Source organism: Rickettsia endosymbiont of Ixodes scapularis (assembly GCF_000160735.1).
GTDB classification, from domain to species: domain Bacteria; phylum Pseudomonadota; class Alphaproteobacteria; order Rickettsiales; family Rickettsiaceae; genus Rickettsia; species Rickettsia tamurae.
In genome coordinates, this window is sequence record NZ_CM000772.1 from 1 (window position 1) to 20,796 (window position 20,796).

The window sequence follows — 20,796 nt, forward strand, 5'->3', positions numbered from 1 at the left end:
AAAAAGAAAATTATTCCTGCTCTTACCGTATCAACATGTATAGTGCTTTATCCAGTCATACTCAAGTTACAGAATTATAATTGGGATGCCATATTTGCATATATTCAGTGCTGTTTTTTAAATATAGAATCTACGATCGAACTATGGGATACTAAAGGCAAGGTGATCCCAGTACGTTGTGTAGATATCTTAAACAATACTGAGTATATAAAAGCCATCTATTCGGGCATAATATTGTTAATATTAACACTACTTGCTATATGTATTATGCCAATGATTGTACTTACAACAGTCTTTCTAATCCATATGATCATCTCAGTGCTCACGATATAATAAATAAGATTATCAGTATTATAATTAATAAACATGGCTTATTATTGGACTAAAGATCATAAATATTATAGATTAACTACTCAAGACAATCTCTTTGGTACTACTGATCTTATATGTAGCTGGGGCACTCTGTACTCTAATCAAGGTAATTATAAAGTGATTCATTGTAACTCACAATATGAAATAGATACGCATATTAAACGTATTACTAAAATAAGAAAAGCAAGAGGGTATATCCTCATACATACAAATAAAGCATAAAATCTCCTAGAGTTTTAAATAAAACTATATGAATAAACAGGATGTTAATGAATATATATCCGGCATTATAGAACGTATTACTTATCATAATCCTGATAATGGATTTTGTGTGTTACGTATTAAGATAAAAGGTCATAGGGATTTAATCACCGTTACAGGTAATGTACCTTCTATACTAGTAGGGGAATATATAAAATGCAGTGGTATTTGGTATAACGATAGAAATCATGGTAAACAATTTAAGGCACATTTCATCAAAGCTTTGCCACCTAATACACTAGAAGGTATAGAAAAATATCTTGGCTCTGGATTGATTAAAGGCATAGGACCATATTTTGCTAAGAAATTAGTATTAGCATTTAAAGATAGAGTGTTTGAAGTTATTGAACATGAGCCATACCTTTTATCTACTGTAGAAGGAATAGGCAAGGTAAGAGCTAATCGCATTTGTAACAACTGGCAAGCACAAAAAGTTATTCGTGAAATAATGGTATTTTTACAATCACATGGAGTTGGTACTACTAGGGCAACTAGAATCTACAAAACATATGGAGATAAAGCGATTGAAATTGTATCAAATAATCCTTATCAATTAGCTAAAGATATCAGAGGTATTGGATTTATTTCAGCAGATACCATAGCTCGTAATTTAGGTATCGATAAGAATTCTTTAATCAGGGCCAAAGCAGGCGTAACCCACGCATTACTTGAAGCAACGTCAAATGGGCATTGTGGCTTACCTAAAAAGATATTACTGCAAAATATTCAAAAATTACTTGAGATAGAACAGGAAATAGTTGAGCAGGCTATAATAGAAGAAGTAGCATCAAATTCATTAATAATTGATACTATTAATGATGTAGAATCCATTTTCTTAACTAGTTATTACATATATGAGAAAAATATCGCTAAAATATTAGTCAATTTAACAAAAACTGCTGTTACTTGGGGCGAAGTAGATACCGATTCTGTTTTACCAATAGAGCAAGATCTAGGCATCACGCTTGCAACAAGTCAAAAAACTGCTATAGAGAAAGCATTGCAACATAAGGTAATGGTTATTACGGGTGGACCAGGAACAGGAAAAACCACATTAGTAAATTCATTACTGAAGACACTTACAACAAAGAAATTAAATATTAAACTATGTGCTCCAACTGGTAGAGCAGCTAAACGCTTAAGTGAAAGCACAGGGCTCGAGGCAACTACTATACATAGATTGCTTGAAATTGATCCTGCTTACGGCGGATTTAAGCGTAGCGAGGAATCGCCATTGTTGTGTGATTATTTGGTAATAGATGAAGCGTCAATGGTAGATATATCACTATTTCATGCATTATTAAAAGCCATTCCACCACACTCAGCATTACTAATAGTCGGGGATGTAGATCAACTGCCTTCTGTAGGTGCTGGGCAAGTACTCAAGGATATTATTAATTCTAAGGTTATACCGACGGTCAAGTTAACTGAAATATTTAGGCAAGCAGCAACAAGTAAGATTATTATTAATGCTCACCAAGTTAATAATGGTATTTTACCTGATCTTACATCTCCCAAAAAAGAATCAGACTTTTATTTTATAGAAGCAGAACATGGAGAAGATATCATTAATAAAATTATTATAATGATAAAGGATCGTATACCAAATAAATTTAATCTTAACCCTATAAATGATATTCAATTATTATGTCCTATGCAAAGAGGCGGGGTGGGAGCTAGATCATTAAATATTGAATTACAAAAGATACTTAATCCTAACTACAGTAGTGGCATAACTAAATTCGGTCAAATTTTTGCTATTGGAGACAAGGTTATGCAAACAGAAAATAATTATGACAAAGAAGTTTATAATGGAGATGTAGGGGTTATTAATAATATTAATGATCATGACCAAGAAATCACAATAAACTTTTATAACCGTGATGTGGTTTATGATTATAGTGATCTTGATCAAATTACCTTAGCATATGCTACTACGATACATAAATCTCAAGGTTCAGAATATCCTGCGGTAATCATTCCATTAACTATGCAAAGTTATATGATGCTTAAACGTAATTTAATTTACACTGCCATCACTCGCGGTAAGAACTTAGTAATAATAATTGGACAAAGAAAAGCACTAGCCATTGCCATTAAAGATAATAAAACTTCTTTACGTTATTCAAAACTGCAGGAATGGTTAATAACTTATTAAATGCAGAAGTTAAGATTTAATACTTAAAAGAAACTATGCAGGCTCCTGAGCAAGATAGCGATAAATAGTGGCTTTTGATAAATTAAATTCTTGCATCAGATTTTTGATTTTAATACCTTGTTCTCGTTTCTCGGAGGTGTCAGAAAGTTTGTGTAAGTTATAAAAATAGTTAAGAATAAAATTAATTAAAACAACTTACATGAGGCTAATATGAAGAATAATTTGGCAAAGAAGGAATATTTCAGGAAATTAAAAAGCAGATAGTAAATAAGATTTTAGAAAAAGAAATGGAATCTCATATAGGTTATGAGAAGCATTCTAAGAATACCAAGGAGTCAGATAATAGACGTAATGGCAATTATGAAAAGACTCTAATAGATCCCGAGGGTCATAAATTGATAGTAGAAGTACCAAGGGATCGGGAAGGAGAATTTGAACCTCAACTAATTCCAAAAGGAGTAAGGAGATTTGAAGGATTTGATGATAAAGTAATATCTTTATATGCTAGGGGAATGACTATTCGAGAAATACAAGGGCACTTAGAAGAACTATATGCCACCAAAGTATCATCTGAGTTAATATCAAAGGTAACTGATGGCATTTTAGAGGAAGTTACTGCGTGGCAGAATAGAGCACTTGATAGTGTATATCCTATAATGTAGATTGTATTCATGTTAAGGCAAGAGACAATCATATAATAATAAATAAAGCAGTTTATCTAGCTATTGGCGTGAATATAGAAGGCAAGAAGGAACTATTAGGTATTTGGATAGGCAAGAATGAAGGATCTAAATTTTGGATGCAAGTAGTAACAGAACTGAAGAATCGTGGTGTAGAACAAATATATGTTGCGTGTGTTGATGGTCTTAAAGGTTTTCCAGAAGCAATAAATAGCATTTTCCCAAAAACCACAGTACAACTGTGTATTGTTCATATGGTAAGAAACTCTGTAAAATACGTATCATATAAAGATTTAAAATTGGTAACAGCTGATTTAAAGGCAGTTTATTCTGCAATAAATGAAGCAGAGGGATTAAGAGAATTACAAAATTTTGCTAAAAAATGGGATGAAAAATATCCAGTTATTTTTGATATATGGCAGAGAAATTGGTCTGGAATAGCTCCGTTCTTTAGCTTTCCGGAAGACATTAGAAAGGCGATTTACACTACTAATGCTATTGAATCAACTAACCGTCAAATTCGTAAAATTATAAAAAATAAGGGGGTATTTCCAGATGATAAATCGATTCAGAAAATAATCTTTTTAGCATTGACAAATGCTTCTAAAAAATGGACAATGCCTATTAAGAATTGGGCCATGGCTTTAAATCAATTTGCTATACTTTGTGATACTAATTTACAAAATTGGGCAAATGGAGAAATCGTACTTACATAAAAAATCTGACAGACCCCGTTTCTCTTTCAAATTCCTTAATTGTTCATGTGTTAAGTATTGCTTCTTCCCAAACTTTACACCTCTCTCCTTTGCTTTTAAGATTCCATCCATTTGCCTATCGGCTCTAATCTCAGTTTCAAATTGTCCTATTGCTCCTAATACATTAAATATTAATCGACCAGTTGCATCTTTAGTATCGATATTTTGATCTAAAACTTTCAGAGAGACAGATTTCTGTTCTAAAATCTCAGCTATTTTACATAGATGTGCTGTAGAGCGTTAGCCTATCTAGTTTTGTGACAATGAATATATCGCCTTCACGTACATAATCTAATGCATTTTTTAGCACACTTCTTGTTCCGTCAAGACCTGATTTCTTTTCTTGAAAGATTTTATCACAATCTTTTAATTTATCTAATTGTACATCTAAGGACTGTCCTGATGAACTAACTCTTGCATATCCTACTTTTGCCATATTTATGTCTCATAATATTTTAAAGGTTATAAGAATAATATAATGAGACATTAATTAAGACAATAGTTTTGTTAGTCTCTTAAAGTATACTTTATAAGAAAGGCAAATTACTTTTTTGAAAGATTTAAATATATCTGATATTTGTTGATATTATTAATATATTAATTATGTCCTTGACAAGAATATATAAATTATCATATTATATGGTACGTTTAGGAATTTAAGGTTGCATTGAATTAATCTAAACCAAATAAAAATGAGGTAAGAAATGAGCTACATTGCTAATTGGTTCAATAATTCAACTAGAGTTGTAAGTAAGGCGAAAAAAACTGTTTCCAATTTTGCCAAGTTCATTAATAAGGTTGAGGCCAAGGTTGCTCACTTAGCAACGGATCTCACATATAAACTTGCTAATGGAAATGACATATATAAAGATCATGAACTTAAAATCATTAAAGAATTAGGTGATGACTGGAAAGTTCTATGTAAATCTTCTGATGATGCTGATACCAATCAAAATGGTTATAAGTCCGTTGTATTTATAAATCAAAATACTAAACAAATACTAATTGCTACTGCTGGCACAGTTCCTACAGACATATATGACTTAAAAGATGATGCTTATATAGGGCTTTGTTCGGGAGGGTGGTAAAAGAAGCTATAAAGTATAGAGATAATGATATATAATATTTTGGATTAGATTAACAATAAATTGATAATGCCATACAAAGAAAGAGCAAGAACAGGTTTACCAAGAAAAACAGATAAGCCAAAATATAAAGTAACCAATTGGTCGCAATATAACCAGAGCTTAAGACAAAGATGGATGATCAGCCTATATTTCCCTAAAGGGGATTTAGAATCTTTATTCATTAATGCCCAACCTTACGTAAAGGGAGACTCTGGTAGAACATCAACATACCTAACCCCATATATTCATCTTATTTACACATTATATCGTTTATTTGGTTTCGTGCAGAGTCAAATAACAGGTTACTTTGAGGATCTGTGGCGAAGTAAAGATCTTAAAATTCCAGTTCCAAGCTTTGGTCATTTATGTGATTTATTTTCAAAGATTCCATTAGAGGTAAAGCAGTTTTGCAATAAACTTGCTCAACGTACCAAGAATGGTGAGTCTATATCTCTGATACTAGATAGTACAGGTCTTAGATTTAGTACGGCTAGTAACTGGTATGCAATGAAATATAATAAAATCTGTAAGAATAAGCCATGGCAGAAAATGCATATTTCTATGAATCCTGAAATGAATATTTATGATGTTGAGATTACTGATTGCCATACTTCTGATATAGAGATGCTAGAGTCTTTAATACCAGAGAATATATCGGTAGATAGAGTAATTGCTGATGGTGCTTACTATAGTATTGAAGGAGTTGAGAAATTAAGTAATTGTGGTATTACACCAGTAATGCCTCCTCCACGTAATGCTAAAATATATGGTCAAGATAACACCATATGGCATGATAGGGTTGTAGGTTATATTAGTAAGAAAGGTAACATTTATGCATTTTATAAAAAATACTGTTATGGGATTAGGGCACGAATTGAAGCTCAAATTTCAAGAATTAAGAGATGTATTAGTTCATCTCTATTAACTAAAAAAATAGCATCACAAAAACGTGAAGCAATTGTTATTGCCAATATTATAAATTTATGGAATTCATTCGGTAAATGTGCTTCCGTAAAAATAGGATAATTCCGTCCAAAAAACCACAACAGATACCCTTCCGAACAAAGCCAATATTAAGCAGCTATTAGATGATGAGCATGTGATGGTAGGAGATAAGAAATATTCATGTCCGCTCAAATACATGAAACATGAGATACAAAATAATATACCAGGCTTTGTAGATGAGCAGCATATATAGCATAGGCAATTAAGATAGTGATATTAATAAAAGGATATGGTAAAGTAATTAGAAAATAGTTATGCCAAGTCCATATTCATATGATTTAAGAAAGGGAGTGATTCAATATATTGAGTCAGGGAAAAGAATAATAGAAGCAAGTCAAGTATTTAATATCAGCCGTAAAGTAATATATGATTGGAAGAAATTAAAGAAAGAAACAGGAGATGTTCAATTAAAAACTGGCTATCAAAAAGGGCATAGTCATAAAATAACAGATATGGAAGGATTTAAAAAATTTTTGGAATCTAATAAAGATAAAAGCAGTCGAGAGCTAGCCATCTTGTATCCTAGTAAAGTGTCAGCAAGAACTATAATAAACATGATTAGAAAAGTTGGTTACAGCTATAAAAAAACTTTTCTTCATCCCAAAAGAAATCATAAATTAAGAAATGAGTTTATAGAAAAGATAACCACCATAGACAAAGATAAACTAGTGTTTTTGGATGAATCAGGAATAGAAGATAATGCGTGTCGAGAACATGGCTGGAGCCCAAAAGGAAAAAGATGTTATGGTGAAAAAGTTTATCAGCACAAACACAGAATTAGTATGATTGCTGGCCTATTTAATAGCAATATTGTAGCACCTCTAATATTTGAAGGCAATTGTAATAAAGCTATTTTTGAGACGTATGTCAAGGATATACTCATTAAAGAATTAAGGGCAGGACAAGTCGTAGTAATGGATAATATTAATTTTCATAAAAACTCTAAGGTAAAAGAATTAATTGAATCGGTAGGGGCAAGTATTTTATTCCTTCCTACTTACAGTCCTGACCTTAATCCTATAGAACATTATTGGTTTAAAATTAAACATCAAATTAGAAAAGATACTAGTAACTTTACATATTTTTTTGATGCTGCTTATCACGTATTACAAAAAGTAACTACCTTACCTGCTTAAGCTATACCAGCAACTATTTCTAAGGTCAAAGCAGAAGTAAAAGAGCTGTGCTTAGAGAAAGAGTTAGAACATACAATGACTATGAGGTTATAAGGATTTGCAAGCATGACTAATAAAGAGCATAATCAACAACAGCAGCAAACAGACTTAGAAAATAGTGGCTCTAATGAGAGACCAAAACATGATGAGTTATTTAAAAAGGTTATAAGTGAACCTGTAGCTGCTCGTGAGTTTCTAGAACATTATTTGCCGGTTTCATTTAAGAACAAGATTAATCTAAATAGCGTAACAATAGAAAAAGAAAGCTTCGTTACTGATGATTTAAGAAAAAGACTCAGTGATGTTGTTTATTCTGTTTCTTTGAAAAATGATAATGTTAAAGGTAGTACTTCTGATAATGTAGATAATGACAAAGGCTTACGTATACGTACTTATAGAGCACCAGTCTAGTAGTGATTACTGGATAGCTTTCAGGCTTTGGCAGTATATGCTTCTTTTATGTGAGAGACATAAGGATGCAAAAAATAAGAATAATCAACAAGACACAGGTAAGTTACCTCTAATATGTCCTATAGTAGTATATGCAAATGATAAACCTTATAATGCACCTAGAAGCTTTTGGGAGTTATTTGAGGATAGTAAAACCGCTAAAGCTTTAATGTCAGATGAATACTTACTTGTTGATTTACAAAAACAAAGTGATGATGAGATAGAGAAAAAGAAACATCTTGGTATGATGGAGTATATGCTTAAACATATCAAGGCTCGTGATATCTTAAATCTTTGGCAAAGTTTACTTGAGAGATTTGAAAGTAGTATTGAAATAGATAAGGCAAATGGCTACATTTACATTAAGTGGTTATTGTGGTATAGTGATGCTAAGGTAGATGAAGATAAACAGCTAGAGCTTGCTCAGATCATAGCAAAGCATTTAAATAAAGCAGACCAAGAGGGACTTATGAGAACTATTGCTGATAAATATATTGATGAGGGCGTGCAAAAAGGAATGGTACAAGGCATGCAGATTGGAGAAGCTAGAGGCATGCAGATTGGTAGAAACGAAGGCATGCAGATTGGGGAAGCTAAGAGAACTATAGAAGTAGCTAAAAATATGCTTTCTAATAATTACTCTATTCCTGAGGTTGCACGTATTACCGGTTTGTCTATTTCTGAAATCAACGACCTCTTGAAATCCTAATTCTTAAGTCAAAGGGGCTTACCCCGGGTCTATCAGATTCATTGTGTAAGTAAGATTTCGCCATTTGGCCCAACTTTGTAAATTTGTATCACAAAGTATAGCAAATTGGTTTAAAGCCACTGCCCAATTCTTAATAGGCATTGTCCATTTTTAGAGGCATTTGTCAATGCCAAAAAGATTATTTTTTGAATCGATTTATCATCTGGAAATACTCCTTTATTTTTAATAATTTTACGAATTTGACGGTTAGTTGATTCAATAGCATTAGTAGTGTAAATCGCCTTTCTAATGTCTGCTGGAAAGCTAAAAAATGGAGCTATACCAGACCAATTTCGTTGCCATATATCATAAATAACTGGATATTTTCTATCCCATTTTTTGGCAAAATTTTGTAATTCTCTTAATCCCTCTGCTTCATTTATTGCAGAATAAATTCTCTTTAAATCAACGATTACCGCTTTTAAATCCTTATATGATACGTATTTTACAGAGTTTCTTATCATATGCACAATACACAGCTGTACTATAGTTTTTGGAAAAATACTATTTATCGCCTCTGGAAGACCCTTAAGACCATCAACACACGCAACATATATTTGTTCTACTATTAGCAACGGAAGTAAAATGATACAGAGCAACGGATAAAAATTGATACAGTATTAAAATACACGAGTTTCGTATTAATAGAGGAACTGAATAGCTGATAGTAACTGGGTTACGAGGATATTAGTAATATTGTTTTTGTTATAAAATGTACTTAAAACTGCATAAATTTTTAGTAAATTGTCTTTTTTGACTATAACTATTAAATTGTAAAACTTGTCACACCTCTTACAAACCTTGAAAGGATAAGCATTATAGCATATTCATTAACCATAATTTAGGCATCTTAATACGAAACTCGCGTTAGATAGTACAGGTCTTAGATTTAGTACGGCTAGTAACTGGTATGCAATGAAATATAATAAAATCTGTAAGAATAAGCCATGGCAGAAAATGCATATTTCTATGAATCCTGAAATGAATATTTATGATGTTGAGATTACTGATTGCCATACTTCTGATATAGAGATGCTAGAGTCTTTAATACCAGAGAATATATCGGTAGATAGAGTAATTGCTGATGGTGCTTACTATAGTATTGAAGGAGTTGAGAAATTAAGTAATTGTGGTATTACACCAGTAATGCCTCCTCCACGTAATGCTAAAATATATGGTCAAGATAACACCATATGGCATGATAGGGTTGTAGGTTATATTAGTAAGAAAGGTAACATTTATGCATTTTATAAAAAATACTGTTATGGGATTAGGGTGCGAATTGAAGCTCAAATTTCAAGAATTAAGAGATGTATTAGTTCATCTCTATTAACTAAAAAAATAGCATCATAAATAAAGCAGTTTATCTAGATATTGGCGTGAATATAGAAGGCAAGAAGGAACTATTAGGTATTTGGATAGGCAAGAATGAAGGATCTAAATTTTGGATGCAAGTAGTAACAGAACTGAAGAATCGTGGTGTAGAACAAATATATGTTGCGTGTGTTGATGGTCTTAAAGGTTTTCCAGAAGCAATAAATAGCATTTTCCCAAAAACCACAGTACAACTGTGTATTGTTCATATGGTAAGAAACTCTGTAAAATACGTATCATATAAAGATTTAAAATTGGTAACAGCTGATTTAAAGGCAGTTTATTCTGCAATAAATGAAGCAGAGGGATTAAGAGAATTACAAAATTTTGCTAAAAAATGGGATGAAAAATATCCAGTTATTTTTGATATATGGCAGAGAAATTGGTCTGGAATAGCTCCGTTCTTTAGCTTTCCGGAAGACATTAGAAAGGCGATTTACACTACTAATGCTATTGAATCAACTAACCGTCAAATTCGTAAAATTATAAAAAATAAGGGGGTATTTCCAGATGATAAATCGATTCAGAAAATAATCTTTTTAGCATTGACAAATGCTTCTAAAAAATGGACAATGCCTATTAAGAATTGGGCCATGGCTTTAAATCAATTTGCTATACTTTGTGATACTAATTTACAAAATTGGGCAAATGGAGAAATCGTACTTACACAAAAAATCTGACAGACCCGGTTTTGGACGGAATTATCCTATTTTTACGGAAGCACATTTACCGAATGAATTCCATAAATTTATAATATTGGCAATAACAATTGCTTCACGTTTTTGTGATGCTATTTTTTTAGTTAATAGAGATGAACTAATACATCTCTTAATTCTTGAAATTTGAGCTTCAATTCGCACCCTAATCCCATAACAGTATTTTTTATAAAATGCATAAATGTTACCTTTCTTACTAATATAACCTACAACCCTATCATGCCATATGGTGTTATCTTGACCATATATTTTAGCATTACGTGGAGGAGGCATTACTGGTGTAATACCACAATTACTTAATTTCTCAACTCCTTCAATACTATAGTAAGCACCATCAGCAATTACTCTATCTACCGATATATTCTCTGGTATTAAAGACTCTAGCATCTCTATATCAGAAGTATGGCAATCAGTAATCTCAACATCATAAATATTCATTTCAGGATTCATAGAAATATGCATTTTCTGCCATGGCTTATTCTTACAGATTTTATTATATTTCATTGCATACCAGTTACTAGCCGTACTAAATCTAAGACCTGTACTATCTAACGCGAGTTTCGTATTAAGATGCCTAAATTATGGTTAATGAATATGCTATAATGCTTATCCTTTCAAGGTTTGTAAGAGGTGTGACAAGTTTTACAATTTAATAGTTATAGTCAAAAAAGACAATTTACTAAAAATTTATGCAGTTTTAAGTACATTTTATAACAAAAACAATATTACTAATATCCTCGTAACCCAGTTACTATCAGCTATTCAGTTCCTCTATTAATACGAAACTCGCGTTATCTAGTATCAGAGATATAGACTCACCATTCTTGGTACGTTGAGCAAGTTTATTGCAAAACTGCTTTACCTCTAATGGAATCTTTGAAAATAAATCACATAAATGACCAAAGCTTGGAACTGGAATTTTAAGATCTTTACTTCGCCACAGATCCTCAAAGTAACCTGTTATTTGACTCTGCACGAAACCAAATAAACGATATAATGTGTAAATAAGATGAATATATGGGGTTAGGTATGTTGATGTTCTACCAGAGTCTCCCTTTACGTAAGGTTGGGCATTAATGAATAAAGATTCTAAATCCCCTTTAGGGAAATACAGGCTGATCATCCATCTTTGTCTTAAGCTCTGGTTATATTGCGACCAATTGGTTACTTTATATTTTGGCTTATCTGTTTTTCTTGGTAAACCTGTTCTTGCTCTTTCTTTGTATGGCATTATCAATTTATTGTTAATCTAATCCAAAATATTATATATCATTATCTCTATACTTTATAGCTTCTTTTACCACCCTCCCGAACAAAGCCGTTTTCTGATAGAGTAAGAGTTTAGTAAATTAAGTTCCTAATCTTAACTTCTCGTTATTAATAATTTTACTTATTTTTTCATAAGCTAATTCTAATTCATCAGTAGTGATTGAATATGGAGGTAATAGATAAATAGTATTACCTAGAGGTCTGATTAATAATCCTGCTTCCAAAAATTTTAGTTTAAGCAATTGATTAAAATTGCTATAGCTACTTTTTAAGGCAAATGCACTAATAGTGCCGAGTACTCTTGAATATTCAATATTTGGACAATTTGCTTTTAAGTATGAAATTCCTTTTTTATGAGCTTGGTAGATAGAATGCACCGCATTTTGCGTTTTTTCTTGCCCCAGCAATTTTAATGACGCCAAAGCTGCGGCACACGCCAAAGGATTAGCCGTATATGAATGTCCATGTGCAAAAGCATAGCTCCATTCATTACTAAGGAAAGCATGATAGATATCATCACTTGTAACTGTAAGTGCAAGAGGTAAAAATCCTCCTGTTATTCCTTTCGAAAGACATAAAAAGTCTGGTGTTAAGCTAACTTGCTCTAGTGCAAAATAAGTTCCTGTGCGTCCAAATCCTGTCATTACTTCATCAAAAATTACCAAAATATCTTTTTTTCTAACTTGTTCTATAACAGTTCGAATAAATTCAGGTCTACACATACGCATACCGCTTGCACCTTGTACTAAAGGTTCAATAATAAGAGCTGCAATTTTATGACTATGCTCATTTAAATATTCATTCAAGACAGATAAAGCATAATCCTCTTTGGATCTTACATTTAAATCTTCATCCCAAGTTTCAGGATATGGAATAGTTAATACCTTAAAAAAGAGGCCAGAGAAAAGGTTATGAAATCCTGAGCGTACTCCTACAGACATTGCTCCAAATGTATCGCCATGATATCCACCTTCAAAGCTTAAGAATAATGTTCGCTCAACTTGATTTTGATTGTGCCAATATTGATAAGCCATTTTTAAAGCGACTTCTACAGAAGTTGAGCCATTATCAGAAAAGAAAAACCTATTTAATTCTTTAGGTAATAATTCACTTAAATTTTCGCATAACTCAACGGCAGGTGCATGGGTAAAGCCTGCAAAAATAACATGCTCGAGTTTTAAAGCTTGATCATAAATACTGCGAGCAATATCGGGATGAGCATGACCATGTAGATTAACCCACCAACTGGAGATAAGGTCAAGATATGCTTTGTTATACTCATCATAAATATAAGAGCCTTCAGCCTTTTTAATAGCAACATTTAGAAAGGCTGTTTTTTCTTGAGTAAAAGGATGCCAAATAATTTTTTTATCACGAGCAGAAAGAGAGGTCATTATCAAATTTTCAATATTTGTTGTAAATTCTGTGTTAAAGGTATTTTTCTTAAAACATCCTTATTAATTTCAGGTAAATAAGGAAACTGAATTAAAATTTTTGTTGCGCCGTAAAACTCTATCGCATCACAATTATATTGATTTAACTTACCGCTGACAACACATCCTAGTATTTCTATATTTCTGCTTTTTAAAGCCTCTAAACTTAATAAAGTATGGTTAATAGTGCCAAGCTCGGAACTTGCAACAAGAATAACAGGTATAGAAAGAAGCTTTATTAAGTCAATCATTAAATAATTCCGGTTAATAGGAACTAATAATCCGCCTGCACCCTCTATAATTAAATTCTTAGTTTTTGGTAACTGAATTTTGCTTATATCAATTTCTTTATTCTCAAACATTGCAGCCAGATGAGGTGATAATGGTTCTTGATAAAGATATGTTTCTTTATGTATCTTGCTATCTGTAAAACGGGATATAGTATTACTATCAGTGCCTTCATAACATCCAGTTTGAATCGGTTTAAAATATTCGTACCCAGTATGTAGACATAGCCAACTAGATATAAAAGTTTTACCTATGTTTGTATCTGTACCTGTAATAAAAACTTGCATTATAACCTTTTCATTATTCCAAAAAATATTTTATACGTTATGCTAAATTCCTGATCATGATTTTTAATGAGATTTTTTATTTTATTTAGAGGTATTGTTGTAGAGCTTGTGCCAGCACCTAAGTTTTGTAAATATTTTACAAAGAAATAAGCATTTTTGAATGTTAGCTGAAAATCTTTGATGCTAAAATGATAATTACTTAGTTCAAAATTTAATAAAAAACTGACTAAATTTTTTTCAATCGGATATTGTTTAAGCACTGTAGGTAACCCATAATCTTTTAGAATATCCTGCCACTCTTTAAAAGTTCCATCAAGTAAGCAAGAAAAAGAAAATATTTTTGACTGCGCATAGAATTTTTGAAGTGTCGCCTCTAGATTACTCACCCATTGCAGTGCAAAATTACTAATGATAAGATCATGATTCTGAAAATCTCCATATTCCATATCACTTATATAAAAATTAAACTTCTTAAGTTTACAAAATTTATTCTGCACTATTTTTATCATGTTTGGTGCAATATCATTAAGTGTATACGAAGACTCAGAATAATATGATAATAAATCTTCCGTTACGTATCCTGTGCCTGTTCCTAAATCTAGAATCGTTTCCGGATAGAATTTGTGGTCAAATTCATACAATTTTGTAACTAAAATATGTGCGCTTTCTTTTTGAACATTTGCTACATTATCATAAGAATTACTTGCGGTATCAAATCTTGTCTGAATTTTTCTTTTAATCAGTACCATTTAAAAAGCTCATTATTCTTTGATAAATACTCTTTGCTTCTAACCATCCAAGTAGATGCATACCCATATCCATCATTTGGATATTAATATTAGGGTATATGTGAAAATTATCAAATAAAATTTCAGGAGGAACGATAACATCATTTTTAGAACCTATAATAAGTGTTCGTATTTCAGTCGGAATATAGAATTCATTATATAAAAATTCTAAATCATTTAAGGCTATTTGTTTATTAATATTTGCTATTCTTTCCCTTTCAAACACGCCACATCTTTTATAAAAATTTTTTAGAGTGTTAATTGGTGATGCTATAAAATGATCTGTTAAAGTTTGTAATTCATATTTTCTTACTAAATGTAATTTTTGATCATTACCAAGAAAATTTATAAAACTATTAAGTCCTATCAAATAATCAAAGTTCTTATTCAGTGTTAAAAGTTTAGCAAGTCCCAAAGAATGACCAATTCCTATCAATTCAACATTGTTAGTTTCTAAATTAGGTTCAAATTTTTCTCCAAAATATCCTAAATCTAAATATATACATTGTTCTCCTAAAAAATAGGGAGTCAAATTCTTCCAGAAATTTTTATCAAAGCCAAATCCATGGCAAAAAATAAAGCATCTTTTCATAAAGTTTTAAATACTTTAAGAAGCTGTTCTATATCTTGTTTTTTATGACTTACATTAAGCGCAATACGGATGCGTGATGATCCAGGAGGGACAGTTGGTGGTCTAATGCAAGAAGTAATAATCCCATTTCGTAACAGATTTTCTTTTGCCTTAGTCGCTAATTCTTCTGTACCTAAAATAATTGGAATAATATGCGAAGATGATAGACCAATATTAAAACCTAGATTTGTAAGACCTTCTCGCAAAGTAGCGCCTAAGGAAAATAAATACCTACGTTCCTGTTCAAAATCTTTTATCATATCCCAAGCTTTACTTGCAGCACCTATTACCATAGGAGAACTCGCAGTAGAATAAATAAAACCTGGAGCTTTGTTTATTAAATAATCTTTTAATATTTGGGTGCAAGCTATATAACCTCCACTACCTCCTAAAGCTTTGCTAAAAGTCCCCATGATAAGATGAGGAATATGTTTTATATTAATTATCGTTGATAAACCATATCCATAATGACCAATAATACCAGTAGCATGCGCTTCATCTAAATATAAAAAAGCGCGATGCTTTTCAGCTAAAGCTACTATTTCATGAATAGGCAAGATATCTCCGTCCATTCCAAAAATAGTTTCTGTGACAATAAATTTTGGCTTTTGGTCATTTTCGTGTTTATTTAGAAGAGAGGATAAATGTTCTATGTCATTATGGTGGTATCTAATAAGCTCAGCGCCACTTAAAAAAACTGCTTGATATAGACTAGAATGATTTAATTTATCAAAAAATACTAGAGGTCTTGCGTTTAGAATTTTTGAATCAAGTAAACTAGATAGAACGCTAAAATTTGTTTGAAAGCCAGAATTAAAGATAAGGGCTGCCTCTGTTTGCTTGTCTTGTGCAATTCTATTTTCTAAAGATTCAAATAATTTATTATTGCCTGAAAGCAATCTAGAACCAGTAGCTCCAGCCCCAAAATCATCTAAAGCAAGTTTTGCTGCCTTAATAATTTCAGGATGATGACTTAAAGCAAGGTAATCATTTGTAGAGAAATTTAAGTAAGATTTTTGGTCTAGATATTTTAGATCTGGTAATTTACGATATTTTTCTGTATTATATAGCGTAGATAAATATTGTTTATATAATTCATACATTTAAATTCACGCTTATGCAAAAAAAATGGACTTTACAACAGGCAAAAGAAATTTTCAATTTATCTTTAATAGAGCTTCTTTATGAAGCTCAAAAAATACACAGAGATTATTTTATTCCTGCTACAATACAAATCAGTACTCTTTTAAATATAAAAACAGGAAGTTGTCCAGAAAATTGTTCTTATTGTCCTCAGTCTGCACATTATAACACAGGTTTAAAAAAAGAGCCACTTATGAAAAAAGAAGAAGTGGTTGCTGCAGCTAAAAGAGCAAAAGATGCAGGAAGTAGTAGATTTTGTATAGGGGCTGCATGGCGTGGACCACGAGATGAAGATTTAAAAATTGTTTGCGAAATGATAACAGAAGTCAAAAAGCTAGGTTTAGAAACATGTGTAACTCTTGGGTTATTAAAAGATTCTCAGGTACTTATGCTTAAAGAATCAGGGCTTGATTTTTATAACCATAATATAGATACTTCACCTGAATTTTATGATCAAATAATTACAACTCGTACTTTTGAAGATCGCTTAAATACATTAGAATTAGTCAGAAAATCTGGTATTAAGGTTTGTTGTGGTGGTATCATAGGTATGGGTGAAACAAATGAAGATCGTATAAAAATGCTGACTCTTCTTGCAAATTTAGAGGAATCGCCAGAATCTGTTCCCATTAACAAACTGATAAAAATTCCAGGCACACCCCTTGAAAATCAAGAAGATATAGATCCTTTTGACTTTGTTCGAACAATTGCACTTGCCAGAATATTAATGCCTAAATCTTATGTTAGACTTTCCGCAGGGCGTGAGCAAATGTCTGATGAATTACAAGCTTTATGCTTTATGGCAGGAGCAAACTCTATATTTTATGGTGAAAAATTACTCACCGCGGGTAACCCTATTCCAGAGCAAGATAACCAATTGTTTGAACGACTTGGCTTAAAAAAAGCCTGATAATGCAATAGCTTATTACAGCAAAGGCAACTCTTATAATTTTTTAAAACAGTACGACGAAGCAATTAAGTGTAGTAATAAAGCAATATAATTAGATCCTAAGTATGCCCCTACATTTTGCCATAAAGGTTATGCGTTATACGGACTTAAAAAATACCAAGAAGCAATTATAGAGTATAACAAAGCCATGGCCCTAAATATGAGAATGCAATCGTAGATAAAAGGATGGTACTAGACGCTATAGCATGTCAAGCAAGAGATAAAGATTTTGAAGTATTATTAGAGAACACGCCACCATCGCCCGGAGCACGAAAAGTAGCAGAGCAGAAAATAGCAAGCTTAAAAAGTTTACAGAATGGTAGTAAACGCGAGTTTCGTATTAATAGAGGAACTGAATAGCTGATAGTAACTGGGTTACGAGGATATTAGTAATATTGTTTTTGTTATAAAATGTACTTAAAACTGCATAAATTTTTAGTAAATTGTCTTTTTTGACTATAACTATTAAATTGTAAAACTTGTCACACCTCTTACAAACCTTGAAAGGATAAGCATTATAGCATATTCATTAACCATAATTTAGGCATCTTAATACGAAACTCGCTTAAATAGTGATGTATTTGTCGATAAGAGCTTAATGATCAAAGAATTGCTGGAAGACAGCGGAGAGGTAATTTTAATCACAAGACCAAGACGCTTGGGTAAAACTTTCCCAATAGGGTGTTCTGACGTAGAACCCCAGATTTTTTTGATTTCAAGAAATTGAAATTTTTGCTTCTCGTTTTTCAATATATTCTTTAAGTGATAAATATTTGCCATATTCAAGATGGGTAGAAATAATTTTATGTAATGGCACGCCAAGTTTATACAAATGAAAGATTTTTTCTTGATCGTTATCATACATTGATTTTTGTAATGTTCCTTTAGGTTTACCAAGTTTAATGCCTTTTGCTACCCTAGCACGTAAGCCTTCTTTAGTACGCTCCGATATAAAATCACGTTCCAACTCTGCTGTCATAGAAAATACGGTGATTAAAATTTTGTTGGTAACATTATTTTTGTCTTTGGGATTTAAGTCTAGGTTTTGCTTGATAAGAATAAGCCTCGACTGTTTCTCTTGTGTAATTGTTTCAACAATATTCAAGGTTTCTTTGATTGAGCGTCCCAAACGTGATAATTCAGATGCGATTACAATATCTTTAGGTGACAATTTTTCTAATAATTCATCTATGCGTCTTTTAGCAGTAGATTGACGTGATGACATCTCAAGCTCAATCCATTCATCAACTATAAATTTATGATCCATACCATATCGGCTAATCATATTTTTCTGACTCTCTAAATTTTGTTCATGAGTGCTAACACGAACATATCCATAAATCATCCTAAAATACCTTAATTTTGATTGATTTTGTCTTAACGTATTTTATAGTACTTTCACTAAAATAATAGTTTTTCATACAATGAATCTTTTTGATATAAAAAAGATATTTATATAATGGACATTATAAGCATAATAAATACAATATGTATAACTAAAGAACCCTCAGCTATAAGCTGAGGGGTTATAAAGTGGAATCGATTAGAAATCGATCATCATTCACAGGTTCACCTTCCTGTTCATCAATATAGTGCTGTATCATTTCATCAGTTATATTACCTGAACTGACCGCCATATAGCCCCTAGCCCACAAATGATTGCCCCAAAATTGTTTTCTTAAATGAGCAAATTCTTGCAATAAAATTCTTGAGCTACTACCTTTTAAATACTGTACTAACTTGCTAAGAGATATTTGTGATTTATATGAGATAAACATATGCACGTGATCACATGATATTTTCCCTGAAATTATATATACTTCATGTTCCATACAAATCTGCCTTAGTAAATCTCTAGCCCTTTCCGCTACTTTGCCTATCAATACTCTCTTCCTATATTTTGGTATCCATATAAGATGTACTTTTAAATCATACTGACTATGACTATTCTTTCTATAACTTCTCATGTTTCTTGATATAAATTCATTGCTAAAGCAATTTCATTTTATAACAAAAACAATATTACTAATATCCTCGTAACCCAGTTACTATCAGCTATTCAGTTCCTCTATTAATACGAAACTCGCGTTTAATTGTTCGGTTGATCAGATATTAGGTAGACGCAACTTTTTACCTGCAATAAATTTGACAGTATCTTTTAATAATCTGGACTTACATGATATAAATTCTAATCTCTGTAATTTTTTAAAAGAAAAAATAGCTCAAAATGATATATCAACTTATGTTTTAAGCCTTACTACATGACAATTTTTAGAGATGTAAGGACTAAAGGATTGAATTTTGCTGATAATTCATGATGATAACAGGGAAAGAACTTGGTTTACATATGAAAGATCATTCCGCCCCTCTAGTCGAATTATTACAAAAACATATTTCGCTTAATTTATCAAGAGCAAAATGTTTAGGATTATTTATCATTTCAATGCTTAACAGCAGGACAGTAAACATGTCATTGTTATGCAATAGAATGCCATCTGGGATTAAAGCAGCTTCATGGTATAGAAGGATGCAAAGATTTATCTCTGAAATCTCAATATCATGGAGAGTATTACCTGTTATGTTAGTCATGATGACTGGGTTTGAGCAGGAGCAAAAATGGGTATTGTGTTTAGATAGAACGAATTGGAAATTTGCTTACTACATGACAATTTTTCATTTTATCATCTTTGGATATTGGAATATCAAGGACAACAGCTGTATCCAACGTACTAATTGAGTAGAAATATTATACAAGATATTAACCAATGTATCTAATCCAACACGAAATATACTATTTTGCCTATAACCATGTTTTTTAATAACTATTGGTTTATCTAAAACTATAATCTCTCCAGTTTGATAAGCTAGGCAAAATGCAATAGACAATATTTGCATCAATGTATCTAATCGTAAATCATTAGTAATATGAGTTGCTTCACAGTTGAATCCTGCTGATTTAAAAGCTTTGAACATTGTTTCAATTTGCCATCTTTGAGCATATATCTCAGCAGGATTTTTGATCTCATCACTATGTATTAAGACTGCAAGTTCACTCTTCTTATTTCTGATCCCTACTACATTAAATATTTCACCTTTTGTATCAATTCTACGTTGTGACAAACTCACATGCGATCCTATGGCTAGAGGGCGAAATAACTCTTGTATTTTAACCATTTTTCCCCTTACA

The 20,796-nt window shown here is 31.7% G+C and carries 24 protein-coding genes and 4 pseudogenes; 15 read left to right on the forward strand and 13 right to left on the reverse strand.

The features are described 5' to 3' along the window. Positions 1 to 366 precede the first annotated feature (366 nt). Together REIS_RS09515 and REIS_RS09520 are read left to right on the forward strand one after the other, a co-directional pair. Positions 367 to 594 carry a WGR domain-containing protein gene (locus REIS_RS09515; RefSeq protein WP_008581430.1) on the forward strand — a complete coding sequence of 76 codons (228 nt, stop codon included), beginning with the start codon at positions 367 to 369 and terminating at the stop codon, positions 592 to 594. Between the two features lie 28 nt (positions 595 to 622). Then, complete coding sequence (locus tag REIS_RS09520; RefSeq protein ID WP_008581431.1) at positions 623 to 2,791, forward strand: ATP-dependent RecD-like DNA helicase; 2,169 nt, start codon at positions 623 to 625, stop codon at positions 2,789 to 2,791. 33 nt (positions 2,792 to 2,824) lie between these two features. Here the strand turns inward: REIS_RS09520 and REIS_RS16115 are convergent, their stop codons facing one another. Next, the gene (locus REIS_RS16115) at positions 2,825 to 2,887 is read right to left on the reverse strand and encodes a hypothetical protein (RefSeq protein ID WP_083787819.1); all 63 of its coding nucleotides are present in this window, start codon (positions 2,885 to 2,887) and stop codon (positions 2,825 to 2,827) included. Positions 2,888 to 3,063: 176 nt separating this feature from the next. On the opposite strand from REIS_RS16115, the gene REIS_RS17575 reads away from it, so the two are divergent. After that, complete coding sequence (locus REIS_RS17575; RefSeq protein ID WP_371256182.1) at positions 3,064 to 3,453, forward strand: transposase; 390 nt, start codon at positions 3,064 to 3,066, stop codon at positions 3,451 to 3,453. Positions 3,454 to 3,491: 38 nt separating this feature from the next. Then, positions 3,492 to 4,187 carry an IS256 family transposase gene (locus REIS_RS17580; RefSeq protein WP_371256183.1) on the forward strand — a complete coding sequence of 232 codons (696 nt, stop codon included), beginning with the start codon at positions 3,492 to 3,494 and terminating at the stop codon, positions 4,185 to 4,187. Here REIS_RS17580 and REIS_RS09530 read toward each other — a convergent pair. Beyond that, positions 4,149 to 4,662: pseudogene (locus REIS_RS09530) on the reverse strand (recombinase family protein). The gene REIS_RS17580 and the pseudogene REIS_RS09530 sit on opposite strands and share 39 nt — an antisense overlap. Positions 4,663 to 4,930: 268 nt before the next feature. Here REIS_RS09530 and REIS_RS09535 point away from each other — a divergent pair. The 4 genes and pseudogenes from REIS_RS09535 to REIS_RS09555 all read left to right on the forward strand — a co-directional run bounded on the left by REIS_RS09535 (position 4,931) and on the right by REIS_RS09555 (position 8,692). After that, entirely contained in the window at positions 4,931 to 5,314 is a 384-nt protein-coding gene (locus tag REIS_RS09535; RefSeq protein ID WP_008581437.1) for a hypothetical protein, read from the forward strand. A gap of 66 nt (positions 5,315 to 5,380) precedes the next feature. Further along, on the forward strand, positions 5,381 to 6,379 hold the full coding sequence (locus REIS_RS16120; protein ID WP_008581439.1) for a transposase: 999 nt from the start codon (positions 5,381 to 5,383) through the stop codon (positions 6,377 to 6,379). A gap of 233 nt (positions 6,380 to 6,612) precedes the next feature. Beyond that, complete coding sequence (locus tag REIS_RS13550; protein WP_008581441.1) at positions 6,613 to 7,494, forward strand: IS630 family transposase; 882 nt, start codon at positions 6,613 to 6,615, stop codon at positions 7,492 to 7,494. Positions 7,495 to 7,599: 105 nt separating this feature from the next. Then, positions 7,600 to 8,692, forward strand: a pseudogene (locus tag REIS_RS09555) (Rpn family recombination-promoting nuclease/putative transposase). Positions 8,693 to 8,802: 110 nt separating this feature from the next. Here REIS_RS09555 and REIS_RS09560 read toward each other — a convergent pair. Continuing rightward, complete coding sequence (locus REIS_RS09560) at positions 8,803 to 9,306, reverse strand: IS256 family transposase (protein ID WP_050755409.1); 504 nt, start codon at positions 9,304 to 9,306, stop codon at positions 8,803 to 8,805. A 340-nt stretch (positions 9,307 to 9,646) separates the two neighbouring features. Here REIS_RS09560 and REIS_RS09565 point away from each other — a divergent pair, with 340 nt between their 5' ends. Both REIS_RS09565 and REIS_RS09575 read left to right on the forward strand, forming a co-directional pair. Next, entirely contained in the window at positions 9,647 to 10,084 is a 438-nt protein-coding gene (locus REIS_RS09565; RefSeq protein ID WP_008581450.1) for a transposase, read from the forward strand. Beyond that, a pseudogene (locus REIS_RS09575) lies at positions 10,075 to 10,785 on the forward strand (IS256 family transposase); the annotation flags it as partial. The gene REIS_RS09565 and the pseudogene REIS_RS09575, both read left to right, overlap by 10 nt. Before the next feature lie 21 nt (positions 10,786 to 10,806). Here REIS_RS09575 and REIS_RS09585 read toward each other — a convergent pair. The 7 genes from REIS_RS09585 to REIS_RS09615 form a co-directional block, all read right to left on the reverse strand. Beyond that, the gene (locus REIS_RS09585; RefSeq protein ID WP_008581452.1) at positions 10,807 to 11,325 is read right to left on the reverse strand and encodes a transposase; all 519 of its coding nucleotides are present in this window, start codon (positions 11,323 to 11,325) and stop codon (positions 10,807 to 10,809) included. 250 nt (positions 11,326 to 11,575) lie between these two features. After that, entirely contained in the window at positions 11,576 to 12,052 is a 477-nt protein-coding gene (locus REIS_RS09590; RefSeq protein WP_008581454.1) for a hypothetical protein, read from the reverse strand. A gap of 118 nt (positions 12,053 to 12,170) precedes the next feature. Beyond that, entirely contained in the window at positions 12,171 to 13,484 is a 1,314-nt protein-coding gene (bioA, locus tag REIS_RS09595; RefSeq protein WP_008581457.1) for an adenosylmethionine--8-amino-7-oxononanoate transaminase, read from the reverse strand. A gap of 2 nt (positions 13,485 to 13,486) precedes the next feature. Next, positions 13,487 to 14,098: a dethiobiotin synthase gene (gene bioD / locus REIS_RS09600; protein WP_008581459.1), complete on the reverse strand. Its 612-nt coding sequence runs from the start codon at positions 14,096 to 14,098 to the stop codon at positions 13,487 to 13,489. Further along, positions 14,098 to 14,847 (reverse strand): methyltransferase domain-containing protein, encoded by a 750-nt coding sequence (locus REIS_RS09605; RefSeq protein ID WP_008581461.1) that lies wholly within the window; start codon positions 14,845 to 14,847, stop codon positions 14,098 to 14,100. The genes bioD and REIS_RS09605 overlap by 1 nt, the downstream gene beginning before the upstream one ends. Continuing rightward, positions 14,834 to 15,478 (reverse strand): hypothetical protein, encoded by a 645-nt coding sequence (locus tag REIS_RS09610; protein WP_008581462.1) that lies wholly within the window; start codon positions 15,476 to 15,478, stop codon positions 14,834 to 14,836. Before REIS_RS09610 ends, REIS_RS09605 begins: the two co-directional genes overlap by 14 nt. After that, on the reverse strand, positions 15,475 to 16,620 hold the full coding sequence (locus REIS_RS09615; RefSeq protein ID WP_008581464.1) for an aminotransferase class I/II-fold pyridoxal phosphate-dependent enzyme: 1,146 nt from the start codon (positions 16,618 to 16,620) through the stop codon (positions 15,475 to 15,477). The genes REIS_RS09610 and REIS_RS09615 overlap by 4 nt, the downstream gene beginning before the upstream one ends. 14 nt (positions 16,621 to 16,634) lie before the next feature. On the opposite strand from REIS_RS09615, the gene bioB reads away from it, so the two are divergent. The 4 genes and pseudogenes from bioB to REIS_RS14645 form a co-directional block, all read left to right on the forward strand. Further along, positions 16,635 to 17,570 (forward strand): biotin synthase BioB, encoded by a 936-nt coding sequence (gene bioB / locus REIS_RS09620; protein ID WP_008581465.1) that lies wholly within the window; start codon positions 16,635 to 16,637, stop codon positions 17,568 to 17,570. Positions 17,571 to 17,577: 7 nt separating this feature from the next. Further along, on the forward strand, positions 17,578 to 17,661 hold the full coding sequence (locus tag REIS_RS17585) for a tetratricopeptide repeat protein (protein ID WP_081819185.1): 84 nt from the start codon (positions 17,578 to 17,580) through the stop codon (positions 17,659 to 17,661). Positions 17,662 to 17,795: 134 nt separating this feature from the next. Then, the gene (locus tag REIS_RS13560) at positions 17,796 to 17,969 is read left to right on the forward strand and encodes a hypothetical protein (RefSeq protein WP_008581467.1); all 174 of its coding nucleotides are present in this window, start codon (positions 17,796 to 17,798) and stop codon (positions 17,967 to 17,969) included. A 208-nt stretch (positions 17,970 to 18,177) separates the two neighbouring features. Further along, positions 18,178 to 18,279: pseudogene (locus REIS_RS14645) on the forward strand (AAA family ATPase); the annotation flags it as partial. A gap of 45 nt (positions 18,280 to 18,324) precedes the next feature. On the opposite strand, the gene REIS_RS09625 reads toward REIS_RS14645, so the two are convergent. Then, a complete protein-coding gene (locus tag REIS_RS09625) occupies positions 18,325 to 18,954 on the reverse strand; it encodes a recombinase family protein (RefSeq protein ID WP_008581469.1) in 630 nt (209 codons plus the stop codon). Between the two features lie 181 nt (positions 18,955 to 19,135). After that, positions 19,136 to 19,576, reverse strand: a complete 441-nt coding sequence (tnpA, locus tag REIS_RS09630) for an IS200/IS605 family transposase (protein ID WP_008579210.1) — start codon at positions 19,574 to 19,576, stop codon at positions 19,136 to 19,138. A gap of 347 nt (positions 19,577 to 19,923) precedes the next feature. On the opposite strand from tnpA, the gene REIS_RS13570 reads away from it, so the two are divergent. Next, complete coding sequence (locus tag REIS_RS13570; RefSeq protein WP_008579489.1) at positions 19,924 to 20,346, forward strand: hypothetical protein; 423 nt, start codon at positions 19,924 to 19,926, stop codon at positions 20,344 to 20,346. Here the strand turns inward: REIS_RS13570 and REIS_RS14650 are convergent. Then, positions 20,283 to 20,783 (reverse strand): transposase, encoded by a 501-nt coding sequence (locus tag REIS_RS14650; protein WP_008581471.1) that lies wholly within the window; start codon positions 20,781 to 20,783, stop codon positions 20,283 to 20,285. The two genes, REIS_RS13570 and REIS_RS14650, sit on opposite strands and share 64 nt — an antisense overlap. Positions 20,784 to 20,796 lie beyond the last annotated feature (13 nt).

Coding starts and splice junctions, on each gene's coding strand:
- REIS_RS09515 (WP_008581430.1), top strand. CDS start 367: ATGGCTTATTATTGGACTAAAGATCATAAATATTATAGATTAACTACT.
- REIS_RS09520 (WP_008581431.1), top strand. CDS start 623: ATGAATAAACAGGATGTTAATGAATATATATCCGGCATTATAGAACGT.
- REIS_RS09535 (WP_008581437.1), top strand. CDS start 4,931: ATGAGCTACATTGCTAATTGGTTCAATAATTCAACTAGAGTTGTAAGT.
- REIS_RS16120 (WP_008581439.1), top strand. CDS start 5,381: ATGCCATACAAAGAAAGAGCAAGAACAGGTTTACCAAGAAAAACAGAT.
- REIS_RS13550 (WP_008581441.1), top strand. CDS start 6,613: ATGCCAAGTCCATATTCATATGATTTAAGAAAGGGAGTGATTCAATAT.
- REIS_RS09565 (WP_008581450.1), top strand. CDS start 9,647: ATGAAATATAATAAAATCTGTAAGAATAAGCCATGGCAGAAAATGCAT.
- REIS_RS09585 (WP_008581452.1), bottom strand. CDS start 11,325: ATGAAATATAATAAAATCTGTAAGAATAAGCCATGGCAGAAAATGCAT.
- REIS_RS09590 (WP_008581454.1), bottom strand. CDS start 12,052: ATGCCATACAAAGAAAGAGCAAGAACAGGTTTACCAAGAAAAACAGAT.
- bioA (WP_008581457.1), bottom strand. CDS start 13,484: ATGACCTCTCTTTCTGCTCGTGATAAAAAAATTATTTGGCATCCTTTT.
- bioD (WP_008581459.1), bottom strand. CDS start 14,098: ATGCAAGTTTTTATTACAGGTACAGATACAAACATAGGTAAAACTTTT.
- REIS_RS09605 (WP_008581461.1), bottom strand. CDS start 14,847: ATGGTACTGATTAAAAGAAAAATTCAGACAAGATTTGATACCGCAAGT.
- REIS_RS09610 (WP_008581462.1), bottom strand. CDS start 15,478: ATGAAAAGATGCTTTATTTTTTGCCATGGATTTGGCTTTGATAAAAAT.
- REIS_RS09615 (WP_008581464.1), bottom strand. CDS start 16,620: ATGTATGAATTATATAAACAATATTTATCTACGCTATATAATACAGAA.
- bioB (WP_008581465.1), top strand. CDS start 16,635: ATGCAAAAAAAATGGACTTTACAACAGGCAAAAGAAATTTTCAATTTA.
- REIS_RS13560 (WP_008581467.1), top strand. CDS start 17,796: ATGGTACTAGACGCTATAGCATGTCAAGCAAGAGATAAAGATTTTGAA.
- REIS_RS09625 (WP_008581469.1), bottom strand. CDS start 18,954: ATGATTTATGGATATGTTCGTGTTAGCACTCATGAACAAAATTTAGAG.
- tnpA (WP_008579210.1), bottom strand. CDS start 19,576: ATGAGAAGTTATAGAAAGAATAGTCATAGTCAGTATGATTTAAAAGTA.
- REIS_RS13570 (WP_008579489.1), top strand. CDS start 19,924: ATGATGATAACAGGGAAAGAACTTGGTTTACATATGAAAGATCATTCC.
- REIS_RS14650 (WP_008581471.1), bottom strand. CDS start 20,783: ATGGTTAAAATACAAGAGTTATTTCGCCCTCTAGCCATAGGATCGCAT.